Source organism: Bacillus sp. SSR7, from assembly GCF_055902415.1.
This window is the reverse complement of the sequence record NZ_JBVVXV010000006.1, coordinates 57132-74023: the sequence shown is the minus strand read 5'-3', so window position 1 is coordinate 74023 and position 16892 is coordinate 57132. Positions and strand designations below refer to the sequence as shown.

The following is a 16892-nucleotide window of genomic DNA, read 5'->3' as shown; positions in this document are numbered from 1 at the left end:
GATTGGAACATTATCAATCTCTTTTTTTGTATAATAAAGATGAATTGGTAGAATTGACGTAATATGTACTTAATAAAGAATGGGGATGTTGGAAACATGACGATAAAATGGATTGAGTGGGCAAAACAAATACAATCTATAGCTCAAGCGGGTTTAACGTATTCTAAGGATGTGTATGATATAGAACGTTTCCAACAATTACGGGATATTTCTATTTCGATGATGTCACATTACACTAAGACAGATTGGGAAGTTGTAGAGAAGTTATTTGCAAGCGAGACAGGCTATCAAACACCTAAAGTTGATATAAGAGCAGTTGTTTTTCAAAATGAAAAGTTATTATTTGTGAAAGAAAAAAGTGATGGGAAATGGGCATTGCCAGGTGGGTGGGCTGATATCGGTTATACGCCGACAGAAGTAGCAGCAAAAGAAGTTTTAGAGGAGACAGGGTTTGAAGTAGATGATTTTAAGCTACTCGCTATATTTGATAAAGAAAAACATCAACCATCGCCTTCAGCAACGCATGTATATAAAATTTTTATTGGATGTAAAATTATTGGTGGTGAAAAGAAAACTAGTATTGAAACAGATGATGTGGAGTTTTTTTGTGAGGATGAATTGCCTAATTTATCGATTGCTAGAAATACAGAAGAGCAAATTAGAGAAATGTTTGCCTACATAAAAGAACCTCAGAAAGAAATAGTAATAGATTAATAATGCATATGTCGGTGATATTATCGGCATGAAGATATTGGCAGAATGCAACCTTTATGTAATAATGGGATGGTATGTGAAGAAAAAAGGAGATAGAAAATAAAATGTTAGCAAGCATAATAGATCAGTTATTGCAGTTCTTTGCAAGTTTAGGTTATTTTGGGGTAGCGCTCGGTTTAATGATTGAAATTATCCCAAGTGAAATTGTACTTTCATATGCCGGTTTTTTAGTGGCAGAGGAGAAAATTAGTTTTGTTGGTGCTGTTATTGCAGGAACGATCGGTGGTACGCTAGCACAGATTTTTTTATACTGGCTTGGATACTACGGAGGACGTCCAGTTGTAGAGAAATATGGGAAATATCTGCTTATTAATAAACACCATTTAGACATAGCAGAAAATTGGTTTAAGCGTTACGGAGCAGGAGTAATCTTTTCGGCACGTTTTATCCCAGTCGTACGTCATGCAATTTCTATTCCAGCAGGATTAGCTAAGATGCCATTAAAACTATTCACACTGTATACAGTAGTTGCGATTATTCCGTGGTCAATACTATTTATATATTTAGGTGAAAAGCTTGGTGGAAATTGGCGACATATTAAAGAATATGCATCTGATTACACACATTACATAATTATAGGAGCGATTCTCTTCGTTGCTTTATACTTCGGTTTAAAGTATTTCAAAAAGAAAAAAGCAGCGCGTTAAAGTCAATGATTTTTCATTGGCTTTTTTTACTTGTTTCGGTTCTAAAAAAAAAGAGTTGTCCATAATGTGTAATAATAAAGTGTAGCGGGGGAATGTGATGAAAGGATCACCGTTTATACGTGGAACGATATTTTTAACAATGGCAACGATGATATCTAAAATGTTAGGGTTTATATATGTTATACCATTTACAGCTATGGTCGGTACGAGTGGTTACGTTTTATACACATATGCTTATCGTCCATATACAATTATGCTTAGCATTGCGACGATGGGACTACCACTTGCCGTTTCGAAGATGGTATCAAAATATGATCAACTAAATGATTACCATACGGTTAAGAGGGTGCTGAAAAGTGGAATTGTTTTTATGTTTATAATGGGAATTATTTCATGTTTTACGTTGTATATGCTAGCTCCGCATTTGGCTAAACTTGTAATCGATGGAAAGGATCAAACGGGGAATAGTATAGCGGCGGTCACTACTAATATTCAAATTGTAAGTTTTGCGTTAATACTTGTACCAGTCATGAGTTTATTAAGGGGCTTTTTTCAAGGGTTCCAATCGATGGGGCCTTCTGCTCTAAGTGTAGTTGTAGAGCAATTTTTTCGGGTATTAACCATCTTGATAGGAAGCTTTGTCGTTATATATATTTTAAAAGCTTCTATCTCACTAGCTGTTGGTATTTCAACATTCGGTGCTTTTATGGGAGCGATAGGTGGACTAACTGTTTTAAGTGCGTATTACATAAGGAGGAGAAAGCACTTAAAGAAAAAAGAAATGGCAAGTATACCACAAACAACGAAATCTTTTTTCTCACTCTATAAGGAGCTCTTTACATATTCAATACCATTTGTTGTGGTTGGTTTAGCAATTCCGTTATATCAGACGATTGACACATTTACAATTAATAAATTGCTTATACAAATGGGATATATGCAAGGAGAAGCAGAGAAGATTAATGCAATAATTGGACTTGTTCAGATGGTTGTACTTATCCCAGTTTCCGTTGCGACTGCTTTTAGTATGTCACTCGTACCTGAGATGACAAAAGCTTATACAGTAGGAAATGTGAAGTTACTGTACAAACATTTTACGAGGACGAATCTATTAGTAGTAGGTATTACGGTACCAGCGGCGATTGGAATGATGATGTTAGCAAAACCGGTATATACTCTTTTATTCGGTGCCGGAAATGATCCAGAGATGGGAAGTGTTATTTTACAGTATTACGCTCCTGCCTGTATACTATTTTCGCTTTTTACAGTAACAGCTGCGATGCTGCAAGGAATCAATCAGCAACAAAAAACGGTGCTAGGGTTAGTGATTGGCATTATTGTAAAGATAGTTTTAAATATTGTATTGCTTCCGTATTTCGATTATGTAAGTTTTATTATTTCAACATACGCTGGTTACACGATTTCAGTTGGCTTTAACTTGTGGATGCTTTCTAAATATGTTATAAAGGCAACATAAGCTTTTTAAGGCAGAGAGCGCTCTGTCTTTTTCTTTGTTTAAAATATTTTTCTTGTAAAAACGTTTTCAAAATAATTTTTCTATTGAAATTTAAACGTATGTTTCATATGCTGAGAATGGCGGTTCAAAAACTGTTATGTAAGAGAGGTAGATTCCTACATGTAAAAAGAATCGGGGTGATAGTATGTTAAATATTTATTTAACAGACCGAAACGGAAAACTACAAGAGATTGAGGAAATGCAAAAGGGTTGCTGGATTAATGTACTTCATCCAACGGAAGAAGAAATTCAATATCTAGTACAAACTTTAAATGTAGACTTAGATTTCATTAAAGACCCTTTAGATGACGAAGAACGTTCTCGTATTGAAAAGGAAGACAGTAATACTTTAATAATCGTGGATATTCCAACAGTTAGACATGATGAAGAAGGAAATTCGATTTATGACACGATTCCAATAGGTATGATTGTTATGCCAGATTGTTTTGTGACAATTTGTTTAGAGGAAAACCCAATATTTGAACGTTTTATTAATCAACGTATTAAAGAATTTTATACGTTTAAAAAGACACGATTTGCACTTCAGCTCTTATATACGATTTCTACTTATTATTTAAGATACTTAAAGCAAATTAACAGAAAAACAATTGATTTAGAGCATCAATTAAATCAGTCGATGAAAAATAAAGAGATTTTCACATTGCTAGGTCTTGAAAAAAGTTTAGTTTACTTTACAACATCATTAAAGGCGAATAAAATCGTAATTCAAAAGTTAATGCGTAACAGTACATTTTTAAAAATGTATGAAGACGATCAAGATTTATTAGAAGATGTATTAATTGAAAATAAACAGGCTATTGAAATGGCGGAAATATATAGTCACATTTTAAGTGGAATGATGAATACTTTTAGTTCCGTTATATCAAATAACTTAAATAGTGTTATGAAACTGTTAACGTCTATTACAATCATTTTATCGTTACCAACGATGGTTTCTAGTTTCTTTGGAATGAACGTAAAAGTTCCATTTGAAGGGGAAGCGCACGGTTTTGTAATTGTACTTATAATATGTGTAACACTATCTTTCACATTAGCATTTGTTTTTTGGAAGAAACGTTACTTTTAACGATAAGAAAGCTGCTCTAGCATAGTTATATAACTGCGCTAGAGCAGCTTTTTTGCTATGAAATCGAAAGTTTTGAATAGAATATAGCTTAGGAAATGTAATGTATATGATAGAGGGGAATTTCGTATAAGTCTTGTTCAATTAATGAAATAGGGTTAAAATTACATATTGTTAATGAAAAGTTGGAGGAAATACATCATGGAATTGTTTCAATTACCGAAAGCATTCCTGCAAATGAATACAATCTTTATCTCCATATTGATCGAAGCACTTCCTTTTGTGCTCATTGGTGTATTTATTTCAGGATTCATTCAAATGTTTGTTACAGAAGATATGGTAGCAAAATGGATGCCGAAAAACCGATTTCTGTCTGTTTTAATGGCTACTTTTTTAGGGATGATGTTTCCGGGCTGTGAATGTGGAATCGTTCCGATTGTAAGACGATTAATCGGAAAAGGGGTTCCGCCATATGCTGGGATTGCATTTATGTTAACAGGACCAATTATTAATCCAGTCGTATTATTTGCAACATACGTTGCCTTTGGAAGTAGTATGCACATGGTATGGTATCGTTCTATTGTAGCGATTATCGTAGCAATTATCGTTGGAATTATATTATCATTTATGTTTAAAGAACATCAATTACGAGATGACCACTTCCCAGAAGTGAATCATAAGCGTCCATTACGTAAAAAAATGTGGGATGTATGTACGCATGCTGTTGAGGAATTTTTCTCGATGGGAAAATATTTAGTATTAGGTGCGTTAATTGCAGCTGCAGTTCAAACGTTCGTACAAACTTCAACACTGCTTGCTATAGGACAAGGGCCGTTTTCTTCACCAGCTGTTATGATGGGACTTGCTTATATTTTATCACTTTGTTCAGAAGCGGATGCATTTATTGCTTCTTCATTCCAAAGTACATTTTCAACAGCATCACTTGTCGCGTTCCTCGTATACGGACCGATGGTGGATATTAAAAATATGTTTATGATGCTTGCGACATTTAAAACAAAATTTGTAATTGTCGTTACAGTTACAGTTACACTTGTTGTTTATGCAAGCTCACTACTCATTTATGCGATGGGGTGGTAGGTTATGTTTCGAGCATATATATTATTAGGTTTTACAATCTTAATCGCGCAGCTTCATATTTCAGGTAATATTACGAAGTACATTAATATGAAGTATGCCTACTTATCAAAAACAGCAGCTATTATATTAGGTTTTTTAACTGTTGTTCAAATTATAATCGTTTTCCAAAAAGAACATCAAAAAGAAAAAGAAAGAGAACAGCACAATTGTGGTTGTGATCATAGCCATTGCGGGCATGATCATTCGAAAGATGAAAATACTTGGTGGAAAAAAGCATTTTCGTACACATTGTTTTGTTTTCCGATAGTCTCAGGTTTGTTTTTCCCAATTGCAACGTTAGATTCAGATATTGTTAAGGCGAAAGGGTTTCATTTTCCAGTAGCACAAGCAGAAAGTAAAGATCCATTTATGACAAGGCAATTTCTAAGACCTGATACGAGCATTTATTACGGGAAAGAAGGATATCGTGGTGTAATGGAAAAAGGGAAAAAAGAGTTTGTTACGAAAGATAGTATTGCTTTAAAAGATGAAGATTTCTTAAAAGGGATGGAAACAATTTATAATTATCCTGGCGAGTTTACTGGGAAGAAATTATCTTTTAAAGGGTTTGTTTTCAAAGATGATTCTTCTAAAAAAGAACAATATTTCTTATTCCGTTTCGGTATTATACATTGTGTAGCGGATTCTGGTGTATATGGTATGTTAGTGAAAAAGCCAGAAGGAGTAGAATGGAACAATGATGATTGGATTCAAGTTGAAGGAGAAATATCAACGGAATTTTATCAGCCATTCCATGCGAACATTCCTGTTTTAGAAGTAACGAAATGGAATAAAGTTGAACAACCGAAAGAGCAATATGTATTTAGAGGAGCCGATTGATAACATCGGTTCTTTTTTATGGACTAAGAGTTCTGAATGTTGTTAATATTAAACGTGTAGTTCATTTAGTATAGTGATGATTGAGATATTAGGGATACATCATTAAAGGGGTGATAACAATGACAGAAGTAAAGGGGAAAACAGCCAATGAATCAAGGGTGTTCAAAACGAGCCGAGTATTTCCAACAGATTTAAATGATCATAATACGTTATTTGGTGGAAAGATATTAGCCGAGATGGATATGGTTGCTTCTATTTCAGCAACGAGGCATGCAAGAAAAGAATGCGTCACAGCATCTATGGATTGGGTAGATTTTTTACATCCTGTTCGTTCTACCGATTGTGTGAGTTATGAATCCTTTGTAATTTGGACGGGTAGAACGTCTATGGAAGTATTTGTGAAGGTAGTAGCGGAAGATTTAATTTCAGGTGAGAAGCGCATCGCAGCAACGTCATTTGTTACTTTTGTTGCACTTAGTAAGGAGAACAATCCAGTTCCAGTTCCTCGAGTAATTCCTGAAACAGAAGAAGAGAAAGAATTACATCGCATTGCTGTATTGCGTGCAGAACAACGTCATATACGTAAGGCGGAGAGTAAGAAAGTAGCCACATTACTAACTTTTTAAGTTGAATATTAAGTCGTTAAAGGTATTATAACGGACTGAAATGTTTTTCATATGAAAAGCGGACACCTAAAAATAGGTGTCCGCTTTTATAGTTTTTTCATCCACATATCATATGACTGTAACTACTTAGCAGAAGCAAGCAGCACCGACGATGATTAAGAGGATAAATAATACGACTAATAGCGCGAATCCATTACCATGTGCGAAGCCCATTGTTATTTCCTCCTTTTATTTTAAGATACAACATACAATATGCAAATGAGCTATCGTTTGATATGGACATATATCATGCAATGACATATTTTCTTGAATGATATTGTATTAAAAAAGGGAAGATATAGAAATAACAGTAAGTGGAGAAAGGAAAATATCCATGAAACACTTTTTCGTTGTAATCCTTTGTGTAATAGGTGTATTCATTTGGATGAACATCGATGTGGAAATGGGGAAAAAAATGGCTAGTGAATATGAAGTAGGACAAGTTCGTTTAGGTGAATTTCAACTGTATACGAACGGTGAAGAGTTATATACGAAATTATTTGAGGATATACGTAATGCGGAAAAGTACATATATATCCATTTTTATATTGTAGGTAAAGATGAAATAAGCAAAGAGTTTTTGCAGTTGCTCGAGAAAAAGGCATCTAGCGGAGTAGAAGTGAATTTGTCAGTCGATCGAATAGGTGGATATAAGCTGAAGAAAAAGATAATTCGTCAACTACAAAGCAATGGTGTCCAGTTTACGTTTAGTAAAAAACCTAAATTGAAACATTTATTCTATTCGTTGCATCAGCGAAACCATAGACGAATTGTTACGATAGACGGAAAAGTATCATATATCGGCGGCTTTAACATCGGAAAGGAATACCTTGGACAAGATCCGAAATTTGGCCCGTGGCGTGATTATCATGTACGAGTTAAGGGGAATGGTGCCACGGATATGGAAAGAAAATTTGCAGCTGACTGGAAAGAAGATACGGGAGAAAAAATGCCTGTACATGAAAGTCTACCTGCAATTGGGAATGTAAAATACCAATATTTATTTTCAGACGGAAAAGGTTTATGGGAAAAATATGGAGCGCTTATAAAGCAGGCTAAAAAGTCTTTAATTATTGCTACGCCATATTTTGTACCAAGTAAAGAAATGATGAAAGCGTTAAAAGGTGCATTAAACCGCGGTGTCAATGTGAAAATTCTCGTACCATTTAAAAGTGATGCAGTATTGTTAAAACAAGCTGCCTACCCGTATTTGAGAGAGATGAACCATGCTGGAGCGGAGATCTATCAATATCGGAATGGTTTTTTTCACGGGAAAGTAACAATCATTGATGGAGAAATTGTTGATATAGGCACAGCGAATTTTGATAATAGAAGTTTTTATTTAAATTGTGAATCTAACTGTGTCGTATATGATAAAACAGTTGTTGCTGACGTATGGGATCGACTAAAAGAAGACTTCCATAAATCAAAAAGATTTTCGGAAGAAGATTTTGAGAAAATTAGTAAATGGGATTGGTTTTTAGCAAGAATAGCAAATGTTATAGCATCATATTTATAGCATATAGACAAAAAGTAGGGAGGCATTTTCATGAATTGTATGAAAGAATTGATGAGGTATAGTTATATGCTTATATATAAGGTTGGGGAGTATACAGGACAGGTAAGAGACGAAGAATTAAAGGAGCTATTACAGCATCATTTACCATATATGTTGCAAGCATATAATGAACAAGTGAATTTTCAAGAAGGAGAGAATGTACAGCATATAACTTGTGAACCAATTTCATTTCATTTTCATGAAATGGAAAAGGAAACTGATAGTAAATATACAGGTGATATTTATATTGCAACTTGTTATATTTCGCATTTGAAACGGTTAGCGTTAAAGTTTGCTCAAGTGGCAGTTGAAGTTGCAAATCCAGAATTTCGCTCATTTTTAGAAAACTGCTTCCTGAAAATGAATCGTTATGCCTATAGTGTATGGCAATATGTCGTGAAGAAAGAGTATAAGATTAAACATGTATATGAAAAGGAGAAGTTTGCATAAGAAACTAAGGCGGAAAGATAGGTGCCTTAGTTTTTTACTTTTCGTGGAGAAAAAATGACTATATGTACATATCTATTATCAGAAAATTTACAAATATTTACCGTTTATTTACTATTTTTCAATCTTTCCTTTAAAAATAGAGAGTAATATGGGATTGTACATATTCTATCAAAAGGAGGAAACGCAAATGAACAAATGGGTTAAATCATTAACTGCTATGGCACTTGCAAGTTCTTTATTAATGGTAGGTTGTAGTAAAGGTGAGGACAAGAAGAAAGAAGACGATACAACAACACAACAAGAGGATAAAAAGGATAAAGAAACAAGTGGAACTGAGAAGTCTACGGATTCTAAAGAAAAGAAATAATGTAATAATAGAGCTTCCTCTTATATGTGAGGAAGCTTTTTTGTTGTAAATTGATTGAGATTATTGAAAAATAGAGAAAGAATGAAAGAGGGGGAAAACAAATGAAAGTATGTATATTGGGAGCAACAGGGCGAGTAGGTTCAAACATAATTAAATTAGCATTAAAAGATTTAGCAGAAGTGACTGCATTAGCGCGTGATTCAAGTAGAGTAGAAATAAATCATGAAAGATTACGAGTTATAGAAGGTAATGTATTAAATGAAAATGATATAAAGAAAGCGATAGAAGGAAGCGATATAGTAATTAGTGCACTTGGAACGGATCAAAATGGGACGTTAGCGAAGAGTATGCCACAAATTATAAAGAAAATGGAAGAAGAAGGAGTTCGTAAAATCATTACAATAGGAACAGCCGGTATTTTACAAGCAAGAACAAATCTAAATTTATATCGTTTTCAATCAACGGAATCAAAGAGAAAGTCGACAACAGCAGCAGAAGATCATTTAGCTGCATATAAGATACTTAGTAGTAGTAATTTATGCTGGACGGTCGTTTGTCCGACGCATTTAATTGACGGTGATATGACAGGTATATATCGAACTGAAAAAGATGTATTACCAGAAGGAGGAGCAAAAATAACAGTTGGTGATACAGCGCAATTTACGTGGAATCTGTGTAGTGAAAACCAATATGAGAATAGCCGAGTAGGTATTTCCTATTAAAAAAACCATCCCGAAATGGGATGGTTAAAAGATGATATAACATACAAATATGATAATCATAATGATTTGGAGAATGGCTTTCGCAACTGTACTGCTTAAAAAACCACCTACAGTAGCAACTCCTACTAGAAAGGCGTCTTTTGGCGCTTTTTTATGTACTAGTTCTGTAATAAATACCGATAAGAACGGTATGATAATTAAACCGAATGGTGGGAAAAAGAAAGAGCCGACAATGATAGAAATCATACCGACACGTTCTCCCCATTTAGAACTTCCGTATTTTTTTAAGAAATATCCATTTGCAATAAAATCAGCAACGAAAATGAATAGTGTGAAAATGACTTGAATAATCCAAAAGGAAGTTGTTAGTTCGCCACCTTTTATACCGAAATGGTAAATGAAATATCCAGCCCAGACAGCGAGGATGCCTGGAATGATAGGGTAAATAAAGGAAAGAAATGAAACAATAAAACAGGCAATGATACAGATTGTCAATAATACTGTCACTTTATAGCTCCTTCTTCGTGTCTAATTTATGTACCGCAATTTTTTTCACTTGATGTCCATCAAGTTCTAGTGCTTTAAACTGAAAACCGGCAAATTCAATGGAATAACCAGCCTCAATATTTAAGTCCACTGCTTGAGAGAGGAGCCAACCTCCAATGGTATCTAAATCACTATCATCAATATGTAGGCCAAACATATCATTTACTTCAGAAATGAGCACCTTACCGTCTAAAACAGTAAGCTTCGGCGTACGCTTTTCAATCATAGGTGATTCATCCGCATCAAACTCATCTTGAATTTCTCCAATAATTTCTTCGAGAATATCTTCCATTGTTAAAAGTCCGGCCGTACCACCATATTCATCCATAACGATTGCCATCTGAACGCGATTCTTTTGTAGGTGAACTAACGTTTTGCGAATTGGAACAGTTTCAAAGACAGTTAGTACTGGATGTATGTAAGATTCAAGTGGCTTATGAATGCCTTTCGTTTGATCATGAAATACTTCTTTCGTATTGATCATACCGATAATATCATCTTTATCTTTTTCGATGATAGGGTAGCGTGTATACTTTTCAGTTGCCACGATATCCATATTTTCTTCTAACGTATTTTCAGTAGATAAGCAAATTATTTCTGTACGAGGGACCATAATTTCTTTCGCAACTCGATCATCAAATTCAAAAATATTATTTACATATTTATATTCGGCTTGATTTATTTCGCCGCTTTTGAAACTTTCACCTAAAATGAGTCGTAGTTCCTCTTCAGAATGGGCCAGTTCATTTTCTTTCGCAGGTTCTAAACCGAGTAGTTTTGTGAAAAAGATAGCCGTACTATTAAGTAACCAAATGAACGGATACATAATTTTATCAAATAAAATAAGTGGTCGTGCAAACTTAAGTGTGATTGCCTCTGCTTTTTGAATTGCAAAAGACTTTGGAACTAATTCACCTAATACAACATGGAAAAATGTAATCACGCTAAAAGCGATAATAAAGGATAAAGTATTTGCCATTGTTCCAGTAATATTAATCTTTTCAAAGAGCGGTCGTAGTAAATGTTCCACAGTCGGTTCACCAAGCCAACCAAGTCCTAAAGAAGTGATTGTAATCCCGAGCTGACAAGCTGATAAATAAACATCTAAATTAGATATGACACTTCTTGCAGCTAAAGCTTGTTTATTGCCTTCATTTGCAAGCTGGTCAATTCGACTTTTTCGTACTTTTACAACAGCGAATTCTGATGCAACGAAAAAGCCGGAAATAAGGATAAGTACAAAGATGAGAAAAATATTTAATATGTCCAAGTGTATTCTCTATTCCGTCGCTTGGAATAAAGATGTCACCTCCTGCAATTATGTTATACTTTTATAATAAATCCAAATGAAAAGAATAGTCAAAGAAAAAGGGGAAATATTGGTATGTTTCTGCAATGGTTTTTGAATTTGCTGTTATTTTGTCCGCTATACAAAAGGAATAACCCCCTACTTTCAGATTCTAGAGGGTTATTTCAAATTAAGGTTTTGGAATACTTCTCGTTAAAGCGTATGATTGTTGTTTAAAGTGGTTTGTCGTCCATAGTGTTTGAAGGAATGAGAGTACGCAATACGGGATATACAAAAGCAATAAGCTAATTGTAACAATAATAGGGGTATTTCCGCCGAATTGAACAATAAATTGCAATAGTCCATTTGCGTGAAAAACGCATTCCATAAAAACGAATGAAAGAATAATGGAACCTAAAATAGATTTATGATTCGAAGTAAGAGCTAAAAACAATGTATCTACAAGGAAAGAAGCTTGTTTTATTTCATATTCATTTGTATTACTTAAGAAAGGAATCCATTTTTTTATTGCTTGCATAACGATAATCATGGAAGTACTACAAACGATGATAAAAGATGAGTAGTAAGGAATCTTTATAAATTTTGTGATGTATAGGAGTAGTAATAAGACTGCGCATTGTAATAATACAGTACATAAAGAATAAGGTATCCATCTTAATAAAGAAGTGAACTTTTTAACCGATTGAGGTGCTTTAAAAAATAAATGGCCAATCCCTAAGCTGATGAAGAATCCGATCACAAGTGTAAAGGTAAAACGAACAATCGATAAAAAATATATTTCCCACATGTAAGGGAATAACGGTGTTGATTGATTAGCAGTATGTACCATCTGATTTGCTGAGAAAAAGATAGATTCGTGCATCCAATCAATCTTTGGAATTGTCATCGAAGAAAGTTGTGCAAAGTTATGGAAAATGCTTATAAAGCCGGTGATGTATGAGTATTTATGTGTAATGAATAAAGCTGGAATAGGACTAATGATAAATATAATGAGAACACCAACGATAAATTTATATATATGTGAGCGCAATAAAGACATGTAATCACCTACTCTTTGAATATTCAGAAAATTCTTATTCTTATTTTAGCTTTTTTCGGAGTAAGTTACAATATATTTTTCTTAAAGAAGTTTAGTATTGTAGTGGATAGAATTGAATGAAACGTGAATAAATTATGACAAGAAAATGAATAATTTTCAGAAAAATAAAATAAATTATTTATTTTTTTCTGAAAATATAATATAGTTATGGCACAGAAAGTATTTTAACATAAGGAGGCTGTTTATGAGGATTAAAGGGAATTATGTGCCGAAAAGGGAAGTTTTATTTTGCTCAAGTTCAATTACGATAGGGGAAGCACTAGAGCATTTAAATAAAACTGGTTATCGTTGTGTACCAGTTTTAGATGAAAAAAAAGAGAAATATTTAGGGAATATATATAAAGTAGATATTTTAGAATATAAAGGTTCACTGGAAGAAAATGTATTACAATTATTAAATGATAAAGAAGGATATGTCAGAGAAGATTCTTCGTTCTTTAAAGTATTTTTTACAATAAAAAAATTACCTTATTTATCAGTAGTTGATGAAAAAGGAGTATTTCTTGGGATTTTAACGCATAAAAAGGTTTTTGAGCTATTAGAAGATGCCTGGGGTGTTCATTCTAGTAAATATTCTGTCATGATTGGGACACAAGATTATAATGGGGCTATTCAAAAATTATCGACAGTATTAAAAAAATATACAGGTATCCAAAGTTTAATGACTTTTGATAATGATGCCTTATTAGTTCGTAGAATTATGTTTACATTAGGAGAAGAGTTTAACGATGGTGAATTAGAGACGTTATTGAAAGATTTAGAAGATCACGGATTTAGAGTTGTGTATGTGGAAGAGATGAAAAATCCACGTGAAGTTGAAACGATAGAATAACATGCAAAAGCCGTCTATGTTGGATGGCTTTTGTTATGTTATGTGTATAAAGTTATTTGAAAATAACGATAGGATAATAAGTGAGTCTGAAACAATATTTGTGCAAAAGAATAAAAAATGTAGATAATTTTGATTTTCAAAAAAGTCAATTTGAAAATATGTTTTTATTTTTCAACTAAATATGTTACTATATGTGTGATAAAAACAAAGAGGTCTGACAACTATACTCCGCGCAATACCACTCTAATGATTTGAAAATTCAAAAAAATCAAAAATCAAAAATTAATAATTAGAGTAAAAATAAGGGGAATGGAGAAATTATGGAGAAAGACACTGCTTTGTAAGGGGCATATTTTATCAGCTTGAACAGAGAGGAGGATGCATAGCATATTGTGAAAATAGAGATAAACAATGAATAAGTGCTATGCAAATGAAAAGCATGAAGGGACGTTTAAGGCCAGGTGATACGGTAGCAATTGGTTTAATGTTATTTGCACTATTTTTAGGAGCAGGAAATTTAATTTTCCCACCAGTTTTAGGGCAACAAGCTGGAGAGAATGTTTGGGTTGCTACAATTGGATTCCTTGTAACGGGAGTCGGATTACCCCTATTAGCTGTAACAGCTGTCGCGTTTGTAGAGGGGGACTTGAAAGCGCTATCTTCTAGAGTTCACCCTATATTTGCGTTTGTTTTCCCATTGATTAGTTATTTAGCAATCGGACCTTTTTTCGCGATTCCGCGTACGGGAGCCGTTTCATTTGAAATGGGTATGAAGCCATTTTTATCAGAGGCATTAGTTTCCGAATGGTACATGCTATTTCTTTTCACTATAATTTTCTTTGGAATAACTTGGTATTTATCTTTAAATCCATCAAAATTAGTGGATTGGTTCGGGAAATTTCTTACACCATTGTTAGTATTAATTGTTGCTGTAATTGTCGGAAAGGCAATTGTTGATCCGATTGGAGAACCAGCTGCACCGCTAGAGGCATACAAGGAAAATGCTTTCTTTGGTGGATTTATTCAAGGATATTTAACGATGGATGCAATTAGTGCGCTTGTATTTGGAATTGTAGTTGTACAAGTTATCCGCTCTAAAGGAATAAAAGAGAGTAATCAAATTGCAAAAATAACAGTAGTATCAGGTATTATCGCTGTACTTGGTTTAACGTTAATCTATTTATCACTTGCTTATCTTGGTTCAACAAGTACATCACTTGGGGTATCAGAGAATGGTGGACTTATTTTAACGAATGTTGTAAATGAGTTATATGGAACAAGTGGTAAAATTTTATTAGGACTTGTTATTGTACTTGCTTGTTTAACAACTTCGGTTGGATTAACATCAGCCTGTGCTGGCTTCTTTACAAACTTATTCCCAAAACTTTCTCATAAAACGATTGTAACAATGGTATGTGTATTTAGTTTAATTGTATCTAACCTAGGTTTAACACAATTAATCGCAGTTACTTTACCAGTGTTAATGATCATTTATCCAGTTGCAATCGTATTAATTATACTTTCTTACTTCCATAAATGGATTGGGAAGCGTAATACCATTTATATTGGAGCTATTTTAGGTGCGTTGTTAATTAGTTTCTTTAACGGTTTAGAAAGTGCGAAGATTAAAATTGACGCGATTTCTAACGTACTACAAATGTTACCATTATATAAAGAAGGAATAGGATGGTTAATCCCATCATGTATTGGCGGGATCCTCGGTTTCTTCTTCTATAAAACAAATGAATCAAGTGAACTACAAAAGAAAGGTGCTTAGGCGCCTTTCTTTTTTTAAAGGAGATTTTTTTGTTTTGTCTAAGTAATAAATGGAAGGGGTGATAAAATGGCTAATTTTGAAGATTTTTTAACTTTGGATTTACGGATTGGGACTGTAACACATGCAGAGGAATTTAAAGAAGCGAGAGTTCCAGCGATTAAACTAGAAATTGATTTTGGAGAGCTTGGAATGAAGCAGTCAAGTGCTCAAATTACGAAGAGATATACCCCAGAAGATTTAATCGGTCAACAAATCGTTGCTGTTGTAAATTTCCCGCCAAAACGTGTAGCTGGATTTAAATCAGAAGTGCTTGTTTTAGGAGGAGTACCTGAAGCGGGTGATGTTGTATTACTGCAGCCTAATATGGAATTACCAAATGGAACAAAAATTAGTTAATGTAAAGGCGGGGGAACATGGATATTGGACGCGAATACGTACAGTGTGCCATTTCGAATTTTGAAGCAACAAAGAAACAAGGGGAACGGGTGCTTTCACAATTATCATATGAACAGATTGAATGGTCTTCTCATGAAGCAACAAATAGCATAGCAATTATAATTAAGCATCTGCACGGTAATATGCGATCTAGATGGACGGATTTTTTAACATCTGACGGTGAAAAAATAGATCGTAACCGAGATGCTGAATTTGAAGGTGGTTATTCTTCTAAGAAAGAGGTACTCGCAGCATGGAATGAAGGTTGGGAATATGTTTTTAAAACGATGAATGCGCTAACGCCAGAACATTTATTGCAGACGGTATATATTCGCGGTGAAGCACATACTGTCATGCAAGCAATTGAAAGACAAATTTCTCATTATGCTTTGCATATTGGACAAATGATTTACATCGGTAAAATGTTAAAAGAAAATGAGTGGGAATGTTTAAGTATTCCTAGAGGAAAGTCTAATTTTTATTTAGAAAAAAAACGTTCAACATAATAATAGGAAAGAAACCGATATAAAATTGGAAGTAAGAAAACAAGCCAAATGATAGATGGCTCTGCAGTCATAAGAATGCTACCAACAATCAGCCCATATATAATAAGAAAAAAATTAATAAGTGTATTCACAGGGATAAATCGTGAGATAAAAACTTGCTGTCGTTTAAAACAATCACTATGAAATACATAAAAGCGGAAGTACCATGTGGTAGTAATAAGATCTTTCTTTCGCGTAATTCTTTTTTTGCATGTATGACAGATGAACGGTGGTTGCATTTCATTGCGCTCCATTTTTTATATTTGTAATCATGTAGGACAAAAGTAGGTACAAAGTGTATATCCCTATATACGCTCCTGATATAAGAAAAAATGGATTTAGTAAAATCCCATGAATACTTGTCATAAAAACTAAGTCTTGTATTAAAACATCATATATATGAATAGAAATGATTGTACCGAGTACATAAAGTGCTAGATATGCTGAAATATGTAACGCAACACGGATGGTAGGATGCTTAGCAAGCCAATAAAAAATAAATGATAGTACAATGGGTAGTGTTCCTATTAGTAGTTTCAATTCATTTCACCTCATTAACAATATAGCCGGAATTTAGACGGTCTATTCT

General features: G+C 33.8%; 21 protein-coding genes. 15 read left to right on the top strand and 6 right to left on the bottom strand.

Annotated features, from left to right (window positions below; genetic code table 11):
* Positions 1-96: 96 nt before the first annotated feature.
* From AC0NJG_RS13385 to AC0NJG_RS13355, 7 genes are all read left to right on the top strand, one after another.
* Positions 97-714, top strand: coding sequence for an NUDIX hydrolase N-terminal domain-containing protein (locus AC0NJG_RS13385; protein WP_087952820.1), 618 nt, complete (start codon positions 97-99; stop codon positions 712-714).
* Between the two features lie 104 nt (positions 715-818).
* Positions 819-1421, top strand: coding sequence for an undecaprenyl phosphate transporter UptA (gene uptA, locus AC0NJG_RS13380; protein WP_087952818.1), 603 nt, complete (start codon positions 819-821; stop codon positions 1419-1421).
* Between the two features lie 97 nt (positions 1422-1518).
* Positions 1519-2898, top strand: a complete 1380-nt coding sequence (locus AC0NJG_RS13375; RefSeq protein WP_087952816.1) for a putative polysaccharide biosynthesis protein — start codon at positions 1519-1521, stop codon at positions 2896-2898.
* Positions 2899-3082: 184 nt separating this feature from the next.
* Positions 3083-4024, top strand: a complete 942-nt coding sequence (locus tag AC0NJG_RS13370; protein ID WP_000932390.1) for a magnesium transporter CorA family protein — start codon at positions 3083-3085, stop codon at positions 4022-4024.
* A 198-nt stretch (positions 4025-4222) separates the two neighbouring features.
* Complete coding sequence (locus AC0NJG_RS13365; RefSeq protein WP_000418724.1) at positions 4223-5119, top strand: permease; 897 nt, start codon at positions 4223-4225, stop codon at positions 5117-5119.
* A 3-nt stretch (positions 5120-5122) separates the two neighbouring features.
* The gene (locus AC0NJG_RS13360; protein WP_087952813.1) at positions 5123-5998 is read left to right on the top strand and encodes a TIGR03943 family putative permease subunit; all 876 of its coding nucleotides are present in this window, start codon (positions 5123-5125) and stop codon (positions 5996-5998) included.
* A 119-nt stretch (positions 5999-6117) separates the two neighbouring features.
* Positions 6118-6624: an acyl-CoA thioesterase gene (locus tag AC0NJG_RS13355; RefSeq protein WP_000141171.1), complete on the top strand. Its 507-nt coding sequence runs from the start codon at positions 6118-6120 to the stop codon at positions 6622-6624.
* Positions 6625-6750: 126 nt separating this feature from the next.
* Here AC0NJG_RS13355 and AC0NJG_RS13350 read toward each other — a convergent pair whose 3' ends face one another.
* Complete coding sequence (locus tag AC0NJG_RS13350) at positions 6751-6837, bottom strand: YjcZ family sporulation protein (protein WP_000505094.1); 87 nt, start codon at positions 6835-6837, stop codon at positions 6751-6753.
* Between the two features lie 160 nt (positions 6838-6997).
* On the opposite strand from AC0NJG_RS13350, the gene cls reads away from it, so the two are divergent.
* The 4 genes from cls to AC0NJG_RS13330 all read left to right on the top strand — a co-directional run bounded on the left by cls (position 6998) and on the right by AC0NJG_RS13330 (position 9760).
* Positions 6998-8182: a cardiolipin synthase gene (cls, locus tag AC0NJG_RS13345; RefSeq protein ID WP_140421225.1), complete on the top strand. Its 1185-nt coding sequence runs from the start codon at positions 6998-7000 to the stop codon at positions 8180-8182.
* A gap of 30 nt (positions 8183-8212) precedes the next feature.
* Positions 8213-8671 (top strand): spore coat protein, encoded by a 459-nt coding sequence (locus AC0NJG_RS13340; protein WP_173601425.1) that lies wholly within the window; start codon positions 8213-8215, stop codon positions 8669-8671.
* Between the two features lie 187 nt (positions 8672-8858).
* Positions 8859-9038 (top strand): hypothetical protein, encoded by a 180-nt coding sequence (locus AC0NJG_RS13335; protein ID WP_001045960.1) that lies wholly within the window; start codon positions 8859-8861, stop codon positions 9036-9038.
* Positions 9039-9139: 101 nt separating this feature from the next.
* Positions 9140-9760, top strand: coding sequence for an NAD(P)-dependent oxidoreductase (locus AC0NJG_RS13330; RefSeq protein WP_087994534.1), 621 nt, complete (start codon positions 9140-9142; stop codon positions 9758-9760).
* 24 nt (positions 9761-9784) lie between these two features.
* Here AC0NJG_RS13330 and AC0NJG_RS13325 read toward each other — a convergent pair whose 3' ends face one another.
* The 3 genes from AC0NJG_RS13325 to AC0NJG_RS13315 form a co-directional block, all read right to left on the bottom strand.
* Positions 9785-10267, bottom strand: coding sequence for a DUF456 domain-containing protein (locus tag AC0NJG_RS13325; protein ID WP_474063143.1), 483 nt, complete (start codon positions 10265-10267; stop codon positions 9785-9787).
* A 1-nt stretch (position 10268) separates the two neighbouring features.
* Positions 10269-11576 (bottom strand): hemolysin family protein, encoded by a 1308-nt coding sequence (locus AC0NJG_RS13320; protein ID WP_474063142.1) that lies wholly within the window; start codon positions 11574-11576, stop codon positions 10269-10271.
* 208 nt (positions 11577-11784) lie between these two features.
* Positions 11785-12654 carry a hypothetical protein gene (locus tag AC0NJG_RS13315; protein WP_474063141.1) on the bottom strand — a complete coding sequence of 290 codons (870 nt, stop codon included), beginning with the start codon at positions 12652-12654 and terminating at the stop codon, positions 11785-11787.
* A 244-nt stretch (positions 12655-12898) separates the two neighbouring features.
* On the opposite strand from AC0NJG_RS13315, the gene cbpA reads away from it, so the two are divergent.
* From cbpA to AC0NJG_RS13295, 4 genes are all read left to right on the top strand, one after another.
* On the top strand, positions 12899-13546 hold the full coding sequence (gene cbpA, locus AC0NJG_RS13310) for a cyclic di-AMP binding protein CbpA (RefSeq protein ID WP_087994535.1): 648 nt from the start codon (positions 12899-12901) through the stop codon (positions 13544-13546).
* 439 nt (positions 13547-13985) lie between these two features.
* The gene (brnQ4, locus tag AC0NJG_RS13305) at positions 13986-15323 is read left to right on the top strand and encodes a branched-chain amino acid transport system II carrier protein BrnQ4 (RefSeq protein ID WP_474063174.1); all 1338 of its coding nucleotides are present in this window, start codon (positions 13986-13988) and stop codon (positions 15321-15323) included.
* A gap of 66 nt (positions 15324-15389) precedes the next feature.
* The gene (gene csaA, locus AC0NJG_RS13300) at positions 15390-15719 is read left to right on the top strand and encodes a chaperone CsaA (protein ID WP_001263035.1); all 330 of its coding nucleotides are present in this window, start codon (positions 15390-15392) and stop codon (positions 15717-15719) included.
* A 17-nt stretch (positions 15720-15736) separates the two neighbouring features.
* Complete coding sequence (locus AC0NJG_RS13295; protein WP_087952788.1) at positions 15737-16264, top strand: DUF1572 domain-containing protein; 528 nt, start codon at positions 15737-15739, stop codon at positions 16262-16264.
* Here the strand turns inward: AC0NJG_RS13295 and AC0NJG_RS13290 are convergent.
* Entirely contained in the window at positions 16237-16542 is a 306-nt protein-coding gene (locus AC0NJG_RS13290; RefSeq protein WP_033677760.1) for a hypothetical protein, read from the bottom strand. The two genes, AC0NJG_RS13295 and AC0NJG_RS13290, sit on opposite strands and share 28 nt — an antisense overlap.
* A gap of 1 nt (position 16543) precedes the next feature.
* Entirely contained in the window at positions 16544-16843 is a 300-nt protein-coding gene (locus tag AC0NJG_RS13285) for a hypothetical protein (protein WP_087952786.1), read from the bottom strand.
* Positions 16844-16892 lie beyond the last annotated feature (49 nt).